Source organism: Bacillus massilinigeriensis (assembly GCF_900117315.1).
In the GTDB taxonomy this organism is placed as follows: Bacteria; Bacillota; Bacilli; order Bacillales; family Cytobacillaceae; genus Bacillus_BE; species Bacillus_BE massilionigeriensis.
The window spans coordinates 2,582,284-2,603,760 of sequence record NZ_LT630337.1 but is presented as its reverse complement, the minus strand read 5'-3'; the positions used below and the strand labels follow the sequence as shown (position 1 = coordinate 2,603,760).

General features: G+C 35.9%; 28 protein-coding genes. 21 read left to right on the top strand and 7 right to left on the bottom strand.

Annotation, left to right across the window (positions count from 1 at the left end):
- The first annotated feature begins 88 nt into the window (after positions 1-88).
- The 5 genes from kamA (at position 89) to BQ6100_RS12905 (ending at position 3,334) form a co-directional block, all read left to right on the top strand.
- Positions 89-1,501, top strand: coding sequence for a lysine 2,3-aminomutase (gene kamA / locus BQ6100_RS12925; RefSeq protein ID WP_075982006.1), 1,413 nt, complete (start codon positions 89-91; stop codon positions 1,499-1,501).
- A 24-nt stretch (positions 1,502-1,525) separates the two neighbouring features.
- Complete coding sequence (locus BQ6100_RS12920; protein ID WP_075982005.1) at positions 1,526-1,807, top strand: YokU family protein; 282 nt, start codon at positions 1,526-1,528, stop codon at positions 1,805-1,807.
- Positions 1,808-1,934: 127 nt separating this feature from the next.
- The gene (locus BQ6100_RS12915) at positions 1,935-2,126 is read left to right on the top strand and encodes a hypothetical protein (protein ID WP_075982004.1); all 192 of its coding nucleotides are present in this window, start codon (positions 1,935-1,937) and stop codon (positions 2,124-2,126) included.
- Between the two features lie 172 nt (positions 2,127-2,298).
- Complete coding sequence (locus BQ6100_RS12910; RefSeq protein ID WP_075982003.1) at positions 2,299-2,517, top strand: YozE family protein; 219 nt, start codon at positions 2,299-2,301, stop codon at positions 2,515-2,517.
- Positions 2,518-2,659: 142 nt separating this feature from the next.
- Entirely contained in the window at positions 2,660-3,334 is a 675-nt protein-coding gene (locus tag BQ6100_RS12905; RefSeq protein WP_315970022.1) for a hypothetical protein, read from the top strand.
- A 4-nt stretch (positions 3,335-3,338) separates the two neighbouring features.
- Here the strand turns inward: BQ6100_RS12905 and BQ6100_RS21280 are convergent, their stop codons facing one another.
- The gene (locus tag BQ6100_RS21280) at positions 3,339-3,503 is read right to left on the bottom strand and encodes a hypothetical protein (RefSeq protein WP_159433156.1); all 165 of its coding nucleotides are present in this window, start codon (positions 3,501-3,503) and stop codon (positions 3,339-3,341) included.
- Positions 3,504-3,746: 243 nt separating this feature from the next.
- On the opposite strand from BQ6100_RS21280, the gene BQ6100_RS12900 reads away from it, so the two are divergent.
- From BQ6100_RS12900 to BQ6100_RS12885, 3 genes are all read left to right on the top strand, one after another.
- Positions 3,747-3,920: a YozD family protein gene (locus BQ6100_RS12900; RefSeq protein ID WP_075982001.1), complete on the top strand. Its 174-nt coding sequence runs from the start codon at positions 3,747-3,749 to the stop codon at positions 3,918-3,920.
- Positions 3,921-4,261: 341 nt separating this feature from the next.
- Entirely contained in the window at positions 4,262-5,068 is an 807-nt protein-coding gene (locus BQ6100_RS12890; protein WP_141770152.1) for a serine/threonine protein kinase, read from the top strand.
- A gap of 10 nt (positions 5,069-5,078) precedes the next feature.
- Positions 5,079-5,849 (top strand): sporulation protein, encoded by a 771-nt coding sequence (locus tag BQ6100_RS12885; protein ID WP_075981999.1) that lies wholly within the window; start codon positions 5,079-5,081, stop codon positions 5,847-5,849.
- Positions 5,850-5,960: 111 nt separating this feature from the next.
- Here the strand turns inward: BQ6100_RS12885 and BQ6100_RS21855 are convergent, their stop codons facing one another.
- Positions 5,961-6,086 (bottom strand): hypothetical protein, encoded by a 126-nt coding sequence (locus BQ6100_RS21855; RefSeq protein WP_097677918.1) that lies wholly within the window; start codon positions 6,084-6,086, stop codon positions 5,961-5,963.
- 187 nt (positions 6,087-6,273) lie between these two features.
- On the opposite strand from BQ6100_RS21855, the gene deoD reads away from it, so the two are divergent.
- The 7 genes from deoD to BQ6100_RS12850 all read left to right on the top strand — a co-directional run bounded on the left by deoD (position 6,274) and on the right by BQ6100_RS12850 (position 12,525).
- Entirely contained in the window at positions 6,274-6,981 is a 708-nt protein-coding gene (deoD, locus tag BQ6100_RS12880) for a purine-nucleoside phosphorylase (RefSeq protein ID WP_075981998.1), read from the top strand.
- Positions 6,982-7,175: 194 nt separating this feature from the next.
- Positions 7,176-8,066 carry a M15 family metallopeptidase gene (locus BQ6100_RS12875; protein WP_075981997.1) on the top strand — a complete coding sequence of 297 codons (891 nt, stop codon included), beginning with the start codon at positions 7,176-7,178 and terminating at the stop codon, positions 8,064-8,066.
- A 47-nt stretch (positions 8,067-8,113) separates the two neighbouring features.
- Positions 8,114-8,434: a metal-sensing transcriptional repressor gene (locus tag BQ6100_RS12870; RefSeq protein WP_075981996.1), complete on the top strand. Its 321-nt coding sequence runs from the start codon at positions 8,114-8,116 to the stop codon at positions 8,432-8,434.
- Between the two features lie 102 nt (positions 8,435-8,536).
- Complete coding sequence (locus BQ6100_RS12865) at positions 8,537-9,997, top strand: lmo1851 family serine protease (RefSeq protein ID WP_075981995.1); 1,461 nt, start codon at positions 8,537-8,539, stop codon at positions 9,995-9,997.
- 144 nt (positions 9,998-10,141) lie between these two features.
- Positions 10,142-11,071 carry a CobW family GTP-binding protein gene (locus BQ6100_RS12860; protein ID WP_075981994.1) on the top strand — a complete coding sequence of 310 codons (930 nt, stop codon included), beginning with the start codon at positions 10,142-10,144 and terminating at the stop codon, positions 11,069-11,071.
- 56 nt (positions 11,072-11,127) lie between these two features.
- Complete coding sequence (locus BQ6100_RS12855) at positions 11,128-11,541, top strand: MarR family winged helix-turn-helix transcriptional regulator (protein WP_075981993.1); 414 nt, start codon at positions 11,128-11,130, stop codon at positions 11,539-11,541.
- A gap of 156 nt (positions 11,542-11,697) precedes the next feature.
- Positions 11,698-12,525 (top strand): hypothetical protein, encoded by an 828-nt coding sequence (locus BQ6100_RS12850; protein ID WP_084780385.1) that lies wholly within the window; start codon positions 11,698-11,700, stop codon positions 12,523-12,525.
- A gap of 72 nt (positions 12,526-12,597) precedes the next feature.
- Here the strand turns inward: BQ6100_RS12850 and BQ6100_RS12845 are convergent, their stop codons facing one another.
- Positions 12,598-12,840: a DNA alkylation repair protein gene (locus BQ6100_RS12845; RefSeq protein ID WP_075981992.1), complete on the bottom strand. Its 243-nt coding sequence runs from the start codon at positions 12,838-12,840 to the stop codon at positions 12,598-12,600.
- A 104-nt stretch (positions 12,841-12,944) separates the two neighbouring features.
- Between BQ6100_RS12845 and BQ6100_RS12840 the strand changes: the two genes are divergently transcribed.
- From BQ6100_RS12840 to BQ6100_RS12820, 5 genes are all read left to right on the top strand, one after another.
- The gene (locus tag BQ6100_RS12840; protein WP_075981991.1) at positions 12,945-13,205 is read left to right on the top strand and encodes a hypothetical protein; all 261 of its coding nucleotides are present in this window, start codon (positions 12,945-12,947) and stop codon (positions 13,203-13,205) included.
- A 175-nt stretch (positions 13,206-13,380) separates the two neighbouring features.
- Positions 13,381-14,352 (top strand): YncE family protein, encoded by a 972-nt coding sequence (locus BQ6100_RS12835; RefSeq protein ID WP_075981990.1) that lies wholly within the window; start codon positions 13,381-13,383, stop codon positions 14,350-14,352.
- A 2-nt stretch (positions 14,353-14,354) separates the two neighbouring features.
- The gene (locus BQ6100_RS12830; protein WP_075981989.1) at positions 14,355-15,035 is read left to right on the top strand and encodes a response regulator transcription factor; all 681 of its coding nucleotides are present in this window, start codon (positions 14,355-14,357) and stop codon (positions 15,033-15,035) included.
- Entirely contained in the window at positions 15,032-16,426 is a 1,395-nt protein-coding gene (locus BQ6100_RS12825; protein ID WP_075981988.1) for a sensor histidine kinase, read from the top strand. The genes BQ6100_RS12830 and BQ6100_RS12825 overlap by 4 nt, the downstream gene beginning before the upstream one ends.
- A gap of 45 nt (positions 16,427-16,471) precedes the next feature.
- Positions 16,472-16,891, top strand: coding sequence for a FixH family protein (locus BQ6100_RS12820; RefSeq protein ID WP_315970021.1), 420 nt, complete (start codon positions 16,472-16,474; stop codon positions 16,889-16,891).
- A gap of 321 nt (positions 16,892-17,212) precedes the next feature.
- On the opposite strand, the gene BQ6100_RS12815 is transcribed toward BQ6100_RS12820, so the two are convergent.
- On the bottom strand, positions 17,213-17,710 hold the full coding sequence (locus tag BQ6100_RS12815; protein ID WP_315970020.1) for an Hsp20/alpha crystallin family protein: 498 nt from the start codon (positions 17,708-17,710) through the stop codon (positions 17,213-17,215).
- Positions 17,711-17,900: 190 nt separating this feature from the next.
- Here BQ6100_RS12815 and BQ6100_RS12810 point away from each other — a divergent pair, with 190 nt between their 5' ends.
- Positions 17,901-18,674: an SDR family oxidoreductase gene (locus BQ6100_RS12810; RefSeq protein WP_075981985.1), complete on the top strand. Its 774-nt coding sequence runs from the start codon at positions 17,901-17,903 to the stop codon at positions 18,672-18,674.
- A 62-nt stretch (positions 18,675-18,736) separates the two neighbouring features.
- On the opposite strand, the gene BQ6100_RS12805 is transcribed toward BQ6100_RS12810, so the two are convergent.
- The 3 genes from BQ6100_RS12805 to BQ6100_RS12795 form a co-directional block, all read right to left on the bottom strand.
- Positions 18,737-19,297: a GNAT family N-acetyltransferase gene (locus BQ6100_RS12805; RefSeq protein WP_075981984.1), complete on the bottom strand. Its 561-nt coding sequence runs from the start codon at positions 19,295-19,297 to the stop codon at positions 18,737-18,739.
- 309 nt (positions 19,298-19,606) lie between these two features.
- Positions 19,607-20,752 carry an amidohydrolase gene (locus BQ6100_RS12800; protein WP_075981983.1) on the bottom strand — a complete coding sequence of 382 codons (1,146 nt, stop codon included), beginning with the start codon at positions 20,750-20,752 and terminating at the stop codon, positions 19,607-19,609.
- 106 nt (positions 20,753-20,858) lie between these two features.
- Entirely contained in the window at positions 20,859-21,452 is a 594-nt protein-coding gene (locus BQ6100_RS12795; RefSeq protein ID WP_075981982.1) for a DedA family protein, read from the bottom strand.
- Between the last annotated feature and the right edge of the window lie 25 nt (positions 21,453-21,477).

The window sequence follows — 21,477 nt, the reverse complement described above, 5'->3', positions numbered from 1 at the left end:
ATAGGAGTGTGATCTTTTTTTCCTTTTATTTTCCAATATCTTATAGATCACAGACTCAGAGTGATTGCTTAAAAGGGGAGGAATACAAGTGAAATTTGATTTATATAAACCGTCTCGCCATTGGAAGGATATTGAATTATGGAAGGATGTCACAGAGGAACAATGGAACGATTGGTTATGGCAGTTAACCAATACTATTCGAACTCTAGATGATTTAAAAAAGGTCATCCATTTAACACCAGAGGAAGAAGAAGGTGTTCGAATTTCCACGAAAACCATTCCATTAAATATTACACCATATTATGCATCCCTTATGAATCCAGATGACCCCCGTTGCCCAATTCGAAAGCAATCTGTTCCAATTTCGAAGGAGATTTATAAAACGAAATATGATTTAGAAGACCCACTTCATGAGGATGAAGATTCACCTGTTCCTGGATTAACTCATCGATATCCAGATCGCGTATTATTTCTTGTCACCAACCAATGCTCCATGTATTGCCGATATTGTACGAGGAGAAGGTTTTCTGGTCAAATCGGAATGGGAGTGCCGAAAAAGCAATTGGATGCAGCGATTGATTACATTAAAAAGACCCCTCAAGTTCGGGATGTACTCATTTCAGGTGGGGATGGCCTTCTTATTAATGACAATATATTAGAATATATCTTAAAAAATCTCCGCGCCATCGATCATGTTGAAATCATACGTATTGGTACAAGAGCGCCGGTTGTGTTCCCGCAACGAATTACGGAGAACCTTTGCAATATATTAAAAAAATATCATCCGATTTGGCTTAATACCCATTTTAATACCTCCATTGAAATTACAGAGGAGTCGAAAAAGGCATGTGAAATGCTCGCAAATTCCGGGGTTCCGGTTGGAAACCAATCAGTCATCCTTGCTGGAATTAATGACAGTGTTCCAATAATGAAAAAACTCATGCATGATCTTGTGAAAATAAGGGTCCGTCCATACTATATATACCAATGTGACCTGTCAGAAGGAATTAGCCATTTTCGGGCACCGGTATCAAAGGGCTTAGAAATTATCGAAGGCTTGAGAGGCCACACCTCAGGCTATGCGGTTCCGACCTTTGTTTGCGATGCACCAGGTGGTGGTGGGAAAATTGCATTACAACCGAATTATTTACTATCACAAAGTCCGGATAAGGTGGTTCTCCGTAATTTTGAAGGGGTAATTACCACATACCCTGAGCCAGAGAACTATGTTTCAGGTCAGGCGGATGGTTATTTTAAAGAAATATATCCTCAAATGGACGAAAAGAGATCTAATATTGGTATCTCATCCTTACTAAACGATCAGCAATTCAATCTTGTACCGGAAAATCTAGAACGCTTATCAAGAAGAAAATCTTATGAAAACGACCCAAATCATCAGTCACTAAAGAATAAAAGGGATAAACGGGATGAGTTAAAGGAAAAGAAATTTTTAGCACAGCAAACAAAAGATACTTTGCAAGAGAAATCAACGAATAGTTGAAATGACTCATATAGGGGGAAATGTATGGTCACTTGTTGTGAATGGTGTCAGAGTCAAAATATTAAAGATGGTGAGAGTCAAGTATTTTGGGAGCTTCCGGATGGTTCAGGGGCAATAGAAATCACTGAAACACCAACTGTTTTTTGCTTAGAATGTGAAATGATTTATCAACCTGAGGGAATTGTTAAAAAAATTGAAGAGCAATTAATGTTAATTAACACGAAAAACCTTGCTAAACAAGTAAACTATCAACAATTAATGGAAACACCAAGAATTTTAAAAAGAAATTATTTTGATATTACCTAAAACTGGATATAGGGGAAAATAGTTCACAATTTGTTCATTCTTTCTTCACAAACACTATTTATTTTATTTTTATAATAATTATAAGTTATATGGTGCAGGGAAGTATGAGAGTTTGGGGGAGAAAAGAATGAAATTAGTAATTATTATTATGCTGGCGGCTGCTATGATTGCATTATTTTTCTGTGGGTATTATGTTGGAGTCATTAAAGAAAAGTTCGGAAAAAATTGGCTTTTTGCAGTACCAATAACCGTTGCCATATTAATGTTTAATATTATTTTAGCGCTTTATGAACTTTCTCAGGATGGTCGTTGGCAATAAAAATAATATGAAGTACCCATTATATAGAAAAGCAGGCTGTACTCGAAGGCGAGGCAGCTTCTTTTTTTTCTAATTTACCTTTCGAGTGGACGCATAATTAGTTTTCAGATATAGTAACAATAAATATTTTTTGAGAAAATTAGCGTTTGATATGGAAAGGTGTTTTTTTATCATGACGAAATCCTTTTATCACTTTCTTATGAAGTATCGGCATCCAAAACCAAAGGATGCAATCAGCCAGTTTGCCAATGATGCCTTTGTTGATCACGGGTTTCCAAAGAATTCATCCAATTACGATGAAATAAGTACTTACCTCGAGTTTAACGGTCCATATTTAAATAATATGGCGATATTTGATGAGGCTTGGGACATCTATTTAAACGAAGGATAAACTACAGGACCATTTGGTTAATTAATAATATGGCTATTTTCCCCCATTTTTCTCGGATGTGCTATCACCATGGTTCGAATAATTTTGCGATGCATATAATATCGTATCATAATTCACGGCTAACCTTGAGAGGATGGAGGAAATGGCGAAGAAAAGGAAAAAACCGAAATTTAAAGTCGGTGATACGGTCGTGATCACAATGTATGGTACTGTTGGAAAAGTGACAGATGTGAAATGGTTGGATGGCATGTATGTTTATGAAATTAATCAAAGTGCAGGACTATATATTGAGTCAAGCCTCAAAAAACTATCTGAATATGATGCTAGTTTAGTTGAAAAGGAACATATTAATATTGTCTATAAATATATATTTGGAGATCTTGTCCAAGTGAAGGGATATGGTTCGGACTTATTTAAAATAGTGGGTTTCCGAACAGAGATATGGCGCTACAAGGAGGATGCTTGGGAGGATGTCATCTATGAAATGTCTAGAATAAATGATGGTGAATGGCTGGAAGCTGGGGAAGAGGAAATAACCCTCATTGCTGATGCCGAGAACGCGGATACATTTATAAGAAAGCTTGGTATCATAGATAGTCAAAACAAAAAGAGAATTCCCTTTGATGTTCCAGAAAAGCTGCCTGCCATACAAAAGGTTGAAAAGGAAACGGCGATTTCGAAGGAAGAAAAATATCAATATATTAATCACCTATTAGATGTGTATAATGATTATCATTTTTTATATCAAACCTTTAAAGATGATGATTATCTTCGTGTGATGAAGATGATTTTGCATAACCTGCAAAACATTAAATAGAATTTCAAGGCATTATTTTATGTAGGCCCCAAAAAAGGTAAATAAATAGCGGAATACTTAATAGGATAATTGCCTGAAACATACGGTTGGTTAGTCCGGTGAAAAATTGAATGAAAACCCCATCTTCATTATTTACATCTTCAACAAGTGATTCGATTAAATTCTTCATTTAGAACGACTCCTTCCACGAATAAGCTGCTTTATTTACTATTCATAGTCCATGTTTATGCATGAGCCCAACAAAAATGACTAAATTGTTTTTTTAAAATAGGCTTTGTTAAAGCTCACGGAAAGGAAATCACCATTCAATTTTTATAGAGCCTTAAAATATGAAAATATTTTGCAGGAATTTCCTGTTATTATCATGAAAAGTAGGATATGGTCATACAATTTGAAAAAAGGGGGCGGTGCTGTGAGAGAAATTGAAGTAATCATCGACACTGAAGAAATTGCAGAATTTTTCTTTCAAGAGCTTTTAAAAAGGGGATACGTTCCTAGCGAGTTGGAAGTCGAGGAGCTCGCCGATATTACATTTGAATATTTATTAGAAAAATCGATCATTGATGAGGAAATGGAAGAAGATTGATATAGAGAAAAATGGCGGGTATTCACTCGTCATTTTTTATTATTAGATGAGGTAAACCATTAATTGATTAGAAAGATATAAATTGTAATAAAAAGTTTGAAACCTAAAGAAGTAATTATCGTATGATTATTATAAAAAAGGAGGTTCGAATCCATGTTTAAAAAAATAATCAAATCCATTATTAAAGAATCACTTCACCATAAACATTTAAGCTCGAGTGATGCATGGAAGCATCATAAATCGCACAAATACGGTCACTTGGGGCATCATCATTATAAGCATAAGCATAAATATAAAAGTGGAAGCTTTTTTAGTAGCTTTTTTAGCAGTTAATCTTGCGAATGCTTAAATACTTCTTCAAAGCTATTGTCATCGCTGTATCAGATATATGTGAAACAAAGTTTGAATGTGGTGAAAGAATAGAGAAACGGTATGAGGTACAAAAATGTTTAGGTAAGGGTAGTTATGGAATTAGCTATTTAGTTTTTGATCATCAAAATGATATCCAAGTTGTCTTAAAAACACTAAGACTCCATAAAAGGCTGACGAAGAAGGGCAGAAAGGCATTTGAACAAGAATTTAACCTATTAGGTAATCTGAAACATCCTGGTTACCCTCAAGTTTTTGAACAAAGTATCTATAATCAGATTCCATATTTCACCATGGAATATATTAATGGAAAGACCTTCGAGCAATTGATATTTCAGGAAGGAAAAGTGTATGGAGAAAAAGAGGCCTTTCAAATTGGATTAGAGCTTTTCTCTTTAATAAGTAATCTCCATCAAAAGGGAATTATTCATAGAGATGTCCGTATTCCAAATGTAATGGTAGTTGGAAATGAATTGAAATTAATTGACTTTGGTCTAGCAAAATATGAGGAAGAATCATGGAGTGTTTCACACTTCAAGGATGTCAGGAAATTAGCAACTCCGTTAAGCGATTATTATGCTCTTGGTCATTTCCTCTTATTTCTTCTCTATTCCCAATATGAAATAAGGGAAAAAACGAAAGAGAAGAGTTGGGAGGAGGAATTAGATATTTCAATGGATGGGAAAAATGTCATTAAAAGACTATTACTCACCTCCTATCCTTATGAAAATGCAGAAGAAGTAAAAAATGATTTCATTCGAGTCATAACAAGAAGGTAGGAGGAAGAATATGTCATTGTTTAATAAAATATTTGCTAGCGTCGGAATTGGTTCAGCAAAGGTCGATACAAAACTTGAGTCATCATCTGTAGTTCCAGGAGAACTTGTAAAAGGTGCTATCGAAGTTCGAGGAGGGAATATTGAGCAGCATATAGAATCTATCTATTTATCTCTCCATACGACCTATATTAAAGAAATGGATGATAAAAAATTTACTGCTACAGGTTTAATCGATGGATTTCGAATTGCTGAGTCGTTTACCATCCAACCTAATGAACTGAAAGAGATTCCCTTCTCTTTTCTTTTACCAATAGATACACCGATCTCAATTGGCAGGACTAAGATTTGGGTATCAACAGGGCTAAATATTAGTAATGCAGTGGATCCAAGTGATAAGGATGATTTAAAAATTATTCCTAATCCTCTAATGTCAGCCGTTTTACAAGCTGTATCCGATTTAGGATTTCGTCTGAGAGAGGTTGAGTGTGAGGAGGCTCCATATCGCCTTCGTGGAAGATTCCCATTTATTCAAGAATTTGAATTTGTCCCTACATCAGGTCCATTTAGAGGAAGACTAGATGAGCTAGAGATTGTATTCTTCCCGAAATCAGCTAATGAAATTGAACTCCTAATGCAGGTTGACCGTCGCGCAAGGGGATTAGGTGGATTTCTTGCGGAAGCTCTTGAGATAGATGAAACGAAAGTAAGAGTAACAATAACAAGTGCGGATATGGCCTTCATGAAGGATAAAATGAAAAGAGTGGTTGAGTCCTATTCATAGGGGTGATATTAGGTTTAAAAGAGTCAAAATATTTAATGTTTAAAATGTTAACTAGGGACTGTCCCTAAATGGAAGATAACTCTTCTTTATGGGACAGTCCTTTATAATTCCTTATCTTTTTCTTTGTTTTGCAGAATGCTCCTTTGCATGAGCTTCATGCTCTGCAACGATATCCTCTGCAGGAATATGATTATTCTTTTTAGGTGAATTAATTCTGTTTCGATGTTTTTTACCCATATTACCCCCCCGTTTTTCACCCATTTTATTTTCATTTAACAATAAGTTCTTTCATGAGTGAAACTAATATTAGAATCCCCATTTGTTAACAAAGTATGTTTTTTTCCATTTTTAATTTTTCTGTTTCCCACGTTTATGTTATAGTTTTTTGTGCAACATTCATTTTTTTATAACGGAGGGTTAATAGATGAGTGTACATATTGGAGCAAGGGATAATGAAATTGCAGAAACGATATTATTGCCAGGTGACCCACTTCGAGCAAAATACATTGCAGAAACATTTTTAGAAGGGGCTGAATGCTATAACGAAGTAAGAAATATGTTTGGTTATACAGGTACATATAAAGGGAAAAGGGTTTCTGTCCAAGGTACAGGTATGGGAATTCCTTCTATTTCTATTTACATTAATGAGCTGATGAATAGCTACAATGTCCAAAATTTAATAAGAGTTGGAACATGTGGAGCTATTCAAAAGGATGTGAAGGTTCGTGATGTGATATTAGCAATGAGCTCGTCAACAGATTCCCAGATGAACCGATTGACATTTGGCGGTGTAGATTATGCACCAACGGCAAATTTTGAACTTTTGAAAACGGCCTATGATTTTGGGGTTGAAAAAGGGTTAAACCTTAAGGTGGGAAATGTTTTTTCAGCTGATATGTTTTATAACGATAATAGCGAGCTTGAAAAATGGGCGAAATATCAAATATTAGCTATCGAAATGGAGACAGCAGCGCTTTATACGCTCGCAGCTAAATATGGTCGGAAAGCATTGTCTATATTAACAGTGAGTGACCATATTTTAACAGGTGAGGAAACTACTGCCGAAGAAAGACAAACAACCTTTAATGACATGATTGAAGTAGCGCTAGAAACAGCTTTAAACCATAAATAATTAGTGGTGAGACTGACTTCATTAGTCAGCCTCTTTTTTTTGCATAGTAGGCTAACTAGATTGATTGAAGTGTATAGAAACTTCTCACGAATGGATATGAAGGCAAGACCCGATGAATAAAATCAGTTTCAGACACCAATGAATAGTGGTAAAATAAAAATATTGCATTTGAAAAGGATACAGGTGAGAATACAATGAAGAAAACATACATTCTTTCGCTTTGCTTGGTGTTTTTATTATCAGGCTGTAGTCAATGGAATGCCATAATGGATAAAATGCCATGGCAAAAGGATGAGGAAAATCAATCTAGTTCGGATGAAAATGCTGTACCACATGACACAGATGATCGTAGTAATCCAAGCTCAAATGATAAAGATGATGGACAAGCAGGGCAAGAAAATGAGGAAAGCGACTCTTCGCAAGGTATGGAAGAAGATAAGCTTACTCTTGAATCTGCATTTTTTAATGAAATTAAAATGGTGGATGGCAAAAAGGTAATTCAGAATCCAAGTAACATCGTAGCATTAGTAAATAAACAATATGCACTTCCAAGTAGCTACATACCAGCAGATTTAATGAGACCGAATGTCCCATTCCCCTTTGGCGATCAAAAAATTGAAAAAAGCTATTTACGAAAAGAAGCTTCAAGGGCATTAGAAAAAATGTTTGCACAAGCAAAAAGAGAAAATATTGAACTTTTCGGCGTTTCAGGTTACCGTTCTTATAAGAGACAGCAGGAAGTATTTTCTGCAGAGGTGAACCGGGTAGGTGAAAAAAAAGCAGTTCTCGCAGTTGCTATACCAGGATTTAGTGAGCATCAATCAGGGCTAGCAATGGACATTTCAAGTCCAAGTGTAAATTATGATTTAACAGAGAGTTATGGGAATACAAAAGAAGGAAAATGGCTAGTTGCCAATGCCCATCGTTTTGGATTTATCCTCAGGTATCCAAAGGGAAAAGAACAAGTGACAGGGTATCAATATGAGCCATGGCATTTTCGCTATGTTGGGATTCAAGCGGCGACAGATATTTTCGAGAGAAATCTAACGTTGGAAGAGTATTTCAAAGTCGTAGAGAAAATATGATGAGTACGGGCTTTTTACCAAACTTTTCGGTCAAATGAGGTGAAAGAATGGAACATTGTCATGATCAAAATATAGAAGAGAAAAATCCAATCGTTCCTCGAACAGATATAGAAAAAGAACAAATGATTACTAGACTAAAAAGAATTGAAGGTCAGGTACGTGGTTTGCAAAAAATGATTGATGAAGATCGATATTGTGTCGATATTTTGATTCAGGTTACAGCTGTCAATAATGCATTGAAAAAGGTAGGGATGAATCTTCTTGAGAGGCATACCAACCATTGTGTATCCAATGCCATTAAATCAGGGGATGGCGACCAGGCTATCGACGAACTAATGAAGGTAATTGAACAGTTTAGTCGTTCTTAAGAGGTTTATAAAAAATCATAACATTTTCTCTTTATCATAGAAAATGTTATTCTAATCTTTAGAGAATTTTTAGCATAAGTATTGGGAAAAGTGGTGAAAGATTTGGACATTGAAAAAACAAATGAAGATACTTCTCAGAACGGGTCCGGCTTTATCCAAATAAAGAAATTTCATTTTATCATGCTGATCTTTTTGGTCGTGTTTTTAGCTGCAGGTATAACAGCTGTTGCTCTCTCTTTTGGAGATGAGGAAGCAGTTAAGGTTGTCAATGAGCGGAGTGAATTTGATAAGCTTTACTCAGCTTATGATACGATTAGCGAAAATTACTATCAAGAAGTCGATAAGAAAACATTAGTGAATGGTGCAATCAACGGAATGGTAGAATCTCTTGATGACCCATATTCAGATTACATGGATGAAAAAGAAGCTAAGAAATTCCATCAAACCATTTCTTCATCCTTTGAAGGAATTGGAGCAGAAATTGAAGAGATAAATGGAAATATTTCCATTGTATCTCCATTAAAAGGCTCACCAGCAGAAAAGGCTGGTTTGAAACCAAAGGATAGGGTTCTCTCGGTCAATGGTAAAAGCCTACAAGGCTTAAGCTCAACAGAAGCTGTAACGTTGATTCGAGGCAAAAAGGGAACCAAGGTTACTTTAGTCATCGAGCGACCTGGGACAGAGGGTACCATGACCATTTCAGTGGTTCGCGATACCATTCCTATTGAAACTGTTTATGGTGAAATGCTTCAGGACGGAATAGCAAAAATTCAGATTACCACATTTTCTGAAAATACTTCAAAAGAGGTAATTGATAAGCTAAATGAATTACAGGATAAAGGAATGAAGGGTGTCATCCTTGATTTAAGACAAAATCCTGGTGGACTATTAGATCAAGCCGTAAATATCGCCAATCTATTTGTTCCAAATGGGAAAACGGTATTGAAAATTCAGGACCGCAAAGGAAATATTGAGGAAATTAAAGCAACCAATAACAATCCGAAAATTCCCTTAGTAGTTGTTATTGATAAAGGCAGCGCGAGTGCTTCAGAAATATTGGCAGGTGCTGTTTCGCAATCTGCTGGGGTTCCATTAGTAGGTGAGAAATCATTTGGTAAAGGTACAGTGCAAAATGCAAAAGACTTTGATGATGGCTCTAATTTAAAGTTTACTACTGAAAAATGGCTAACACCTAGTGGGAATTGGATTCATAAAAAGGGAATTGAGCCAGATTATAAGGTATCATTGCCAGATTATGCCTCGATACCATATATTAACCCTGATTCAAAATTAAAAGTAACGGATTCTTCTGATCAAATTAAGGCTGCTGAGAAAATGCTCAAAGCAATCGGCTACAAACCAGGTAAGATTGATGGTTACTTTGATGAGAAAATGAAAGCTGCTGTAATTCAATTCCAAAAGGATGAAAAATTAAAAGCAGATGGTATTCTAACGGGTGAAGATTCTCTAGCCCTCATGGAGAAGCTAGGGGAGAAAATTAGGAAAAATGATACCCAATTGAAAAAGGCGACTGAAGTATTAAAAAAACAAATGAATCAATGATTTTTAAAGGCTTGCTTATTGATGTCCAAGGTATTCTCTAAACTTGGAGGATGCGATAGGCAAGTCTTTTATTCTGAAGTGATTTTGTATTCTCAGGTATAAGATGAAAATTTATTAGTAATGACGAAATAGAGGGTAGAGAAAATGGAAAAGAAAACGGAAATATATATACTATCAGGTTTTCTCGGCAGTGGGAAAACGACTTTATTAAAAAATCTTTTACAGGAGGAAAAGAAGGATGAACGTAAAGTGGCGGTCATGATGAATGAGCTTGGAGAGGTATCCATTGATTCACATGCTGTTCAGGATGATGACATCACTTTAAGGGAATTACTAGATGGCTGTATTTGCTGCACCATACAGGATAAGCTGGAATCACAGCTACAAGGTTTGCTAATGAATGATAAACCAGAGGTTATTTACATCGAAACGACTGGTGCTGCCCATCCCGTTGAGGTATTTGACGCCATTCTATCCCCGTTATTTGCAGACAGGTTAGATGTTAGAGGGATTGTCACGCTCGTTGATTCCCTTCAGTGGAGCAAAAGAAAAGAATTTAGCCCACAAGTCCAGCAGCTTTTACTTGAACAGGTTAGACATGCAGATTTAATTTTACTTAACAAGGTTGATTGCTTAACTGAATCAGAACAAGGAAAACTTGTGATGGAAATACAAGGAGTTAATACATACGCTACAACTATTTTGACAACTTTTGCAAAAGTACCTCTGCAAAAGTTGAAGGGGATGAGATGGAATAGAAAAAGCGAAAAGCAGCAATCACATGTTCATCTCCATTTACATTTAAGTAGTTTTGTTTACCGATTCCAACATTCCGTCCAGCAACAGGATTTTGAAGAGTTTCTAAAATCTTTACCAGATACCATTTATCGTATAAAAGGCTATATAAAGTTTCCTCATTCGAATGTTCCATATTTATTTCAATATTCCTATGGAATGCCTTTATATATGAAGGAAAATATGAACTATCCACTGAATTTAGTCTTTATAGGTGAAGGCATAGACTGGAGCATTCTAGAAAGCAAATTACAGGAGCTAGAAAGAGGGGAAGGATAGGAAATTCCTCTTATTCAAGACTATTTGAGGCTTCTATTTGAAGGGAAAGATAATATTTGAAACAAGAGCAAATCTTTGAGCTTGAGCAACTGCTTAGAACAGTTTACCGCATATTGAAGCACGATATTCATACCATTTTTCGGAAGGAAATAAGTCAAAGTGAATTTACAATATTAAAGCTTCTGTCACGGAATCAATCACTAAAGGCATCTGATTTGTCAAAGATATTAAATGTATCAGCAAGTCATATTACCTCTGTTACAGACTCTCTTGTAAAAAAAGGGTACTTAAAAAGAAAAAGGTCTGAAGTCGATCGTAGAGTAGTTGATATGATCGTGACAGACATAGGAAAATCTTTAATTAAGGAATTTGGTGAAAAGAAATCAGAATATTTTTATTCAAAGTTAAAACGTTTTTCGGATGATGAAATGGCAGAGTTTGTGCGTTTATTAAATAAATTGAAGGATTAATGATATACATGAATAAAATGTTCATATAAAATGAAAATCTGTGAATTCTACCCCTCATAAAAGGGGACACTCTACTTGTATTGTTCATCTGTTGGTCTATTTCTTCTTGATAAAAAAGAATGGGTTCAATAATTGAAATAGAGTAGGTGTTATCATTTGAAGAATCTATCGATGGCGATTATTATTTTCTTTTCTTTCTTTTGCACAGATGGCTTAGCTAAGGTGAAGAAACCAGCACCTGCAGAAATGCTTCCATGGAAGGAAGTCAATGAACTTCTGCCAAGGTATTCAAAATTTATTGTAAGGGACTTAGAAACAGGGAAACAGTTTCAAGTACAACGACGAGCAGGAAGCCAGCACGCGGATGTACAACCTCTAACTGCAAAGGATACTGCCATTATGAAAAGGATATACAACGGCAGCTGGAGCTGGAAAAGACGGGCAATTATTGTTATCCATAATAAGAAACGGATTGCCGCCTCCATGCATGGAATGCCTCATGGGGCGGGTGCATTAATTAATAACTTCCCAGGTCACTTTTGTATACACTTTTACGGAAGTACGACCCATCGCCATAATTATATGGATCCATCTCATATGTTAATGATTTTCAAAGCTTCAGGTATGCTTAAACAATACTTGGCCAATGCAAGTCCGTATGAGGTGATAAGTGCTTATATCGTTGGCTATAAGCAGCAGGATCCGAAAATTGTCACTCCCATTTCTTTACAGCCAATAAAATGGGAAAATATATTACCTAATATAGAAAATGCAGCCATATCAAGTATGTTAGAATTACCGATTGAGGATTTAAAGGATGAAATATATCTTGAGGTACCTGTTGTGGTTGAATGGTTTATTAAGGGGCAAAGGAAGAGGATATATAGGGGGAATGTTCACTTAGTAAGATTTTCACCTATAGATCCATGGAAGGTGGATTCCATCACATTTTTGGAAAAAAATGATTTTTTAGGAGAATCATAAATGGGGCTGCAAAGATACCTGGCACTTAGCAGCACCCATTTCTTTTTTTCTTATTCTTTGACTTTATCAACTCTATTTTTGTTCCCCAAATTTAATAAATGTTCGCTCATCCTCTATTAAACCACAAGCTCCACATTGAATACGATAATCAGGCCCTTTATATGCTAAATGAAAAGGACTTAATTGCTCATTTGAGTACTCCTCCAGGATATCTCCTGTTTGAGGATCAAGCTTTACTGACTGTGGTACCTGCTTAATGAGATTAAATCTGCTCCGATTAGTTTTGCAATTCGGACATCGATAGGGTGTTGTCATAGTCATTTTCCTTTCTTTTTTAATTATTTTTGCCAGACAGATCTAAATTATGTAAAAAGACAGATTGGTTGCTGTTTGTAATCAATTAAAGGAGAGTAAATGAAATGATTGACTATACATTTTTACTAAACGAATATCGTTTGCTTTGGAATAATAGACGGCTAATGGAGGAAGGAACGGATGAATCCGTGTTAAAAAATGTCATCTTAAAGGAGTTAAAAGATGAAAATTCTCATCCAAGAGTGAGAAAATCTTCAGCTGAAAAATACTTCCTTGCTGTCAAAAGGATCTTGAATTCCACTCTTTCATTAAATACTAAGCTTTTACTTATTCAGCTTCATACAGAGTTAATGGATGAAATATAGATAGAAATCCTACCATTTCTAACCGCTAACAATAATCTATTTATCTCGCTGAAATGAGAGCCTTATACTGTTAGGGTGGATCTTATGACAAGATTCATCCAGATTTCACATTTTTCTCACAGTCCCATGTTAAATTGTTTTAAAATAGAATTATTCTTATAAGGAGAAAAGGTACATGAAGTATGTTGCGAAGATTCTCTTAGTAATGTCTATTTTCCTATTATCTGCTTGCCAAAGCGAGTCCTATTCGAAAATTTCAAGAAATCTCTCGGTATTGGCTACTGTTAATATTAAAGATATGAGTATTAGTTTTATCGATCTGGCCAATGGGAAAAAGGTGACCGAATGGAAAATGAGTCAGCCCTATTCAGGTGGGCTAATCCTTCCTGATGGGGATACGTTGCTTTTATATGGCAAACAGGTTGACACGATTGACTTGTATTCATTAGAAAAAGGAAAAAAAATAAAGAGCTGGGATGCAGGGAAAGGAATTGTCAACGCAAAGTTAATCAATAATCAAAAGGAAATTGCATTTTCTGACCAGTTCAACCATGTGGTACGTTTTTTTAGCATCAATGGAAAAGAAATAATTGATGTGAAAACTGAACGAAATCCTCTAACCTTATTAGAAAATGAAGAAAAAGGTCAATTAAATATTATTAGCTATTCATCGGAAAAAATGACAACCATCGATTTGAAAAAGAAAAAACCTATCAAAACAATAAATATCCATCCATCTGCAGCTGGTGCTATGTATGATGAGGAGAAAAATGAGATTTGGATTGGCGGACATGGAGAAGGACTCGAGCCTGAAAAAAATATTCATGTCTATAATGATGAAGGCAAGCTAATAAGAAAAATCCATGCGCCTGTCATGCCTGTGAACTTTGTAAAATACAATAAAAATATTTTTGTACTAAGTCATGGTTCCAGTACTTTGCTTAAACTAGATTCTAATGGGAAACAGATGAAATCGATTGTAATAGGGGCAAATCCTTTTGAGATGCTCATTTTTCATAATGAAATTATTGTTGCTGGTTATGACAGCAACGATATCCATATCGTGGACCCCAAATCATTGACAATCAAAAAAACGATTAAAGTAGGGAAAGGTCCATTTCAATTAATCGTAAGAGAGGGGAAATAGAGATGAACTCAATTACTATATTAATTGTAGATGACGAAGAGGAAATGCGTCATCTAATTCAAATGTATTTAGAAAACTCAGGATTTCACTGTTTGCAGGCTGCCAGTGGAACAGAGGCGTATCAATTAATTGACAATGAAAAGATAGATCTCATCATATTAGATGTTATGATGCCAAACGAGAATGGTTTTTCAGTATGTGAAAGAATTAGAGAAAAATACGAGGTACCCATTATCTTTCTCTCTGCTAAGGGAGAAGAATGGGATAAAGTTCGAGGCTTGCAGCTTGGTGGAGATGACTACATGGTTAAGCCATTAAGTCCAGGTGAATTAATTGCAAGAATTCAGTCTGTATTAAGAAGAACCGGAAATCCATCTATCGAACAGGATATACTGAAGGTGGGTAAGATTACTATCGACAAAAAGGCTCGAAAAGTGACGGTCTTAGATAAGGCCATCCCTTTAACTTTAAAGGAGTATGAACTATTAATCTATTTTATCGAACATAAGACACATGCCTTAAGCAGAGAACAAATTTTAGAAAGTATATGGGGAATAGATTACCATGGATCTTTAAGAACAGTTGATACCCATATCAAAACATTAAGAATGAAGCTCGGAATAGAGGAGTACATCCAAACCGTTTGGGGAATTGGCTATAAATTTGAGGTGCCTGAGGAATGATTTTAGGTCCGAATTCTTTATCCAAAAAATTATGGATGACCGTTTTTGCATCCATTTTCATCACTATTGCCTTCTCATTTTTATTATCGAATTTCTTCTATGAAAAGCTCTACGTAGAAAAGACGGAAAATACCTTATTAGATGAGGGGAAACGTATTGCCCATAATTATCAAGGTGGTCCGTTAACAAAGGATTTGAAAGAAAAAGTAGAATGGTATAATTCAATATCAGACACAGAAATATTTATGGTGAATAACCCTAAAGAGCTTAGCGCTTGTCTTCCGTTTGATATAGATTATCAAAGCTTAATCAAACCGGAGGAAAGGGAGCAGTTGCTAGACGGAGAGTCTATTATTAAGACGGGCTATGAGAAAAGGTTTGATAGAAAAATTGTTGCGACCATTATCCCGCTTCTTGATGAAAATAGACTTGAGGGGATTATATATTTGTACTTGCCATTAGAAAAAATCTCCGAGGTCACAAAGGATTTTTCTATATTATGGTTAGCTGCTGCGGTCTTATTCCTTGTAATCTCCTTGTTTTTTGGAACAAAATTAATACATAAATTGACTCGACCATTAAAACAGATGACTATTGCTGCACAAAAGGTATCTGAAGGAAATTATAATACTAGGGTTGATATTGACTCAAAGGATGAAATTGGTCAACTTGGTGCAGCATTTAATCAGATGTCTGCTTCCATCCAGAAGGAAGATGAACGGAAAAAGGAGTTTTTGGCTAATGTTTCTCACGAGTTAAGAACGCCTATCAGCTATGTTAAGGGTTATAGTGAAGCATTAACATCTGGAATGATAAAGGAAGATGATTTCCAAAGGTATCTTCGTTTGATTCATAGGGAAGCAGGGAGAATGGAGAGACTAGTTGGTGATATTTTTGATCTGACTAAAATGGAATCGGATGAATTTAAGCTCATCTTCTTCCCTCTTGTTTTATCACAGCTTATTGAGGATGCAGTTGAGAAATATACCCTTGTTATGAAAGAAAAAGGATTATCACTTACTCTTGAATTGGACCCTGATATTATTATCAATGGGGATGAGGGTAGATTGGAGCAGGTATTACAAAATTTGATGGATAACTCCATTCGCTATACAAAAACTGGTGGAATCACCATCAGTCTTAATAAACATCCAAAAGGTTGTATAATCGAATTGATGGATACGGGGTGTGGAATCCCAAAAGAAGATTTACAAAAGTTAACACAACGTTTTTATCGGGTAAACAAAGGAAGAACAAGAGTAGACGGTGGGACAGGATTAGGTCTTGCAATCACTGAAAAAATCATTCTTCTCCATGGAGGAGACTTGGAAATTGAAAGTGAACTTGGGAAAGGAACCTGTGTTAAAATAATTTTGCCAACGATTGATTAAACAAAAGTTGACATACTTACATGAACAAAGTAGCGGATTAAAGGAGTGCTTGAGTTGAAGAAAAGCGCAATGGTGATGATTTCAATTTTTTTATTGATTTTATTAACGTCATGCAATAAAGCAAAAAACGAAGAGGCAGTACCTCAATTTTTAGACGTAAAACTAACGGTCAATCCTGAAAAGACAAACATGAATGACCCTATTCAATTTGAAGCAAAGGTAACCTATGGGGATAAAAAGGTAAAGAATGCAGATGAGGTTGAATTTGAAATTTGGCGAGCAAAAGATGAAAGTCATGAAAAAATTGAAGTTAAGCATGACCATGATGGCATCTATACTCTGAAGAAGGACTTTTCAAAGGAAGGGACCTATTACGTTATATCCCATGTCACAGCTGAGGGCATGCACGCCATGCCAAAGAAGGAGTTTGTAATCGGGACTCCAAGTGAACCAGAAGAAAATTAAGGCTGTTTTCTCAAAGTTTGTTGTTATTTTGATGATAAATAAGTAGAGAGTAATGACTTAGCAGCCTGAATACACGTAGACTCCTGTGGGAATGCGAGAAAGGTGAGACCCCGCAGGAGCGTAGCGACGAGGAGGCTCACCGCTCGCCCACGGAAAGCGGAGTGTATTCAGGCTGCGGTTATAAAAGCAACAATCTATACGAAAACAGCCAAAATTAATAATCAGTTAAAAGGTGCCTGACACCACAAAAAATGTATCTTGAAACAAGATAAAGAATTGTGGTACTGGCACCTTTGTTTTTATAAAAAATGAAATTGACGTCTAATATATTTCTTTAACGTCAATTTCTGAATATTGCATATCAATATTTTTGGGGATTTTCACTTCAAGCACCCCTTCCTTGAACTGAGCCGTAGATCCTTTTCTTTTTACGATGGCAGGTAAGGTAATGGTATGCCGGTCCTCAAGCTCTGGAATGTGCTCGATAATTAATTGATTTGAAGTATGAAAAAGACGCAGCTGTTGTAGCCATTCTTCATTTTTTATAGGAATACGGGCATAAACATAATCATGGGTTTCAAAAACGGAGGATTGAATTTTCGAAGATGAATGATGATCGTTTTCATTAGAATTTGGATTGTTTATAGGGGAAAATCCCTTGAACAAATTCTCAGGGTTTCCCATTCCATTAAAGTTACCCTGAAAGGCTTTTTTCATCAAATCCTTTACATACTGATCAATCTCTTCCGGCTTCATCTCACTAATTATTTTTTGTATATTATTATTATGGAAGGGAAATAGATTCCAGGGAAACAACATGGTTCCTCCTTTCCATCCTTTCTTTGTATCCATACTATGCATTTACTAAGGCTAATGTTTATGGAAACTTTCTCTGTAGGGGAACATTTCCCTTAGCATAAAAAACTGCATATTATTTGCATAAATGTGATGTTCTTCTTAGTATAGATTTAAAGAACAATAAAATTTAATTATGGTGGGGTTATCATTTGTGAAAATAAAAACCGCTTTAATAACGGGAGGAGCCGCTGGAATCGGGAAAAGAACCGCTATTCAATTGGCCAAACAAGGTATTTCCGTCATTATAAATTATCGAAATAGTGAGGATAAGGCTAAGGAATTAGCCAACTTTTTAACAAATGAGTATGGAAACAAGAATTTCATTATTCAAGGGGATTTGGCGGACCTGGAGGATTGTCAGAGAGTCATAAAAGAAGCCTTTTCAATCTCACCAACGATTGATATTGTCATTCATAATGCTGGACCATACATACATGAAAGAAAGCCTATGATTGATTATTCACTCGAAGAATGGAATTATTTGATTAACGGAAATCTTAATGCTGTTTTCAATCTGTGTAAGGCATTTATTCCGAAGATGAGGGAACAAAAATGGGGAAGAATTATTACCATTGGATTTGACCGTGTGGAAACGGCCCCAGGATGGATTTACCGCTCGGCATTTGCAGCGGCAAAAACCGGTTTAGCATCATTAACAAGAACAATCTCCCTTGAAGAAGCAAGTAAAGGAATTACGGCGAATATGGTTTGCCCAGGTGATATTACAGGGGAGTGGAAGGAAGGGGATATCACGGAGGCCATCGACGTTTTGGATACTGATTCTCCTATTGGAAGACCAGGAACAGGAGAAGATATTGCAAGAGTGATTTCTTTTTTAATCGATGATCATTCAAGCTTTATTACTGGTAGTGTTATACCTGTGACTGGTGGAAAAGATGTTTTAGGAAAGATCAATAAGCTTTAAAACGAACAGTCACAATAACAAAGGTGCCTGGTATGAGCCAGACACCTTTGTTGTATACCTTATTAAGCCTCTAACAATTGTGAATCCTCTTGTTGATCATTTCCAGTTCGTAGGACATGTAGAGTATATAAATCCTTTGGAATTTCAAATAAATTAAATAAGCATCCACCTGCATTTAATTGATCATAAATTGATTTTCTTGTTTCATTTGCTTGGATAACATAAGGGAGTTTTTCGGCAGCTTTTTGAGAGCGGATATTGACCTTGCGAATTCGCATAAAGATGGTATTTATATCTAACTCATAAAATAGCTCTTTAAAGAATAAATCCTTTGCCATTTGATTGTAGCCTTTCCCATGATATTCCTTTCCAAGCCAAGTGCCTAAAAATCCTGCACCATTCTCAATATCATATAAGCTAATCGTTCCAATAGGAGCTCCCCATTCATCCAGAATGGTCCTCGAGATAACTTCTCCACGTTCTTCAGCTTCAATCGTTTGTTTGGTCATAAATAGAAATTCATCATATGATCTTGGTTTTTGGCGCACAAAAGGGAAGACATCAGGGTGCGTTATAAGTTCGTACAAAGCGTGACAATCATGAAGATCACGTTTTATGAGCATGTTAATCCCTCCACAATAAAGGGCAGTCCGATTCTACTACCTTCAGCCTAGAACCACCCTCGAAATTTTTTGTAATGTTACTAAAAAAATTTCGGGGTGGGAATCGAACCCACTAGAACCAGTATTGCTGGTGGCGCACCATTTGCCTTCCCAATTACTTTTATTTATCATTTTTATAAAACTATTTTATAATAAAATAATTCTTTCCCTTACGTATCATACTAAAATTTTTTTCAAAAGAAAATAGCTTTTTTGTAGATTTTTTTTAAAATAAATCGTCATTATTTTACATTTTTCTTGGACAATATTCTACAAATTTTCAAACACGATGAAACCGTTAATCATGGTCCATTTTGGTTTTGCAGAAAAGTGAAATGGATGATTATCCCATAGTACTAAATCGGCATCTTTTCCTTCCTCGATACTTCCTAGTCGTGAGTCAATCCCTAGGTTTCTCGCAGGGAAAATAGTGATTCCTTCAATCGCCTTCTGTTCAGACAATCCTTCTCTTACGGCAATGGCTGCAGAAACATTAAGGTATTGAATGGGAACGTATGGATGATCTGTTGTAATAGATACTTCCACCCCATGATTGGTAAGTTCCTGGTAGGTCCTCCATGTCTTGTTTTTTAGTTCAATCTTGGATCTTCTTGTTAAAGTAGGACCAACAGACACCTTCAAACCGGACTGAGCCAGTTCCTCTGCAATCAAATGGCCTTCTGTACAATGCTCAATTCTTAGGTCTAGATTGAACTCTTCTGCGAGCCTTATGGCAGATATGATATCATCTGCCCGATGCGCGTGAGCTCTAACAGGGATTTCTCTTTTTAATGCTGAAATAAGAGAAGCAGTTTTCAGAGAATGAGGATCGTCTAGTATCTGTGCCTCATAAAATGCTTCTCTTAGCATTCCCATGATCCCCATTCGGGTTATGGAATCACTATTCCCATGACTATGAATCCTTTTTGGATTTTCACCAAAGGCAATCTTTAATCCTGCTATTTCCCTAACAATCATCTTATTAATATTCTTCCCATAGGTCTTAATGACGCTAGTTGTGCCACCAATAATGTTTGCGCTTCCTGGCATTACATGAACCGTTGTGATTCCGTATTTTGCTGCATCAGTAAAGGCGGGGTCTAATGGATATACACCATCAATCGCGCGAACATGAGGACTCATTGGTTCAACCGTCTCATTGGCATCATTACCTGCCCAGCCAGTGCCTTCATCATACAAACCTAGGTGGGTGTGAACATCAATAAAGCCAGGAAACAGAAACAGGTTGTTACAATCAATGACCTCTAGATGAGAAATATTATGTAAACTGGATTCAGGCTGAATATGTGGACCTATTTTTTTGATAATTCCATTTTCTACTAGGACGTCACAATGAGGGATAGGCTTTGAGGTAACTGGACAGACGTAGGCATTTTTTAATAAATAATTCGTCATAATAGCCCCTTTCCGATAGAGATTAAATAACATTATTAAAATATATGTGTCTGTATTTGTGCATATTAAAAAACTCACCAATTGGTGAGTTTTTTCGGAAAGAGTTTTATTTTCTTTTTCTTTTCCAATTTTGAAATAGGAAATAGATGGTGAAAAATAATATAGCAATGATAATAATAGGCATTACATATGGTCTTGCATATTCCTTAATATCTTGCCAATGATCTCCAAGCTGCATTCCTAAAAGTAAAAAGAGGATGGTCCAAGGGATGATTGCTCCAACCGTATAAATAATAAATTTAGAAAGTGGCATTTTTGAAATTCCAGCCGGGATCGATATTGCATGTCTAACAACGGGTATAAATCTTGCAGTAAAAATGACTACCGTCCCATATTTATCAAACCAGTGTTCTGCAGCATCAATATGCCTTTTATGTATAAGCAAGTATCTTCCGTACCGGTCTAAAAATGGTCGACCACCGAATAATCCAATCCAGTAAAGGAAGACTTGTGCTAATGTACCACCAATAACCCCTGCAAATAGAGCACCAAAGAAGTTGATTTGGTCAATACTGATTAAATATCCACCATAGCTTAAAACAATTTCACTAGGAATGACTTCGATCATAAGTCCGAGGGCAATTCCCCAATATCCAAGTTGATTAAGATAATCAAAAATGGATAGGATAATTTCTTTCAATTAGTTACTCCTCCTTTAAAACGAA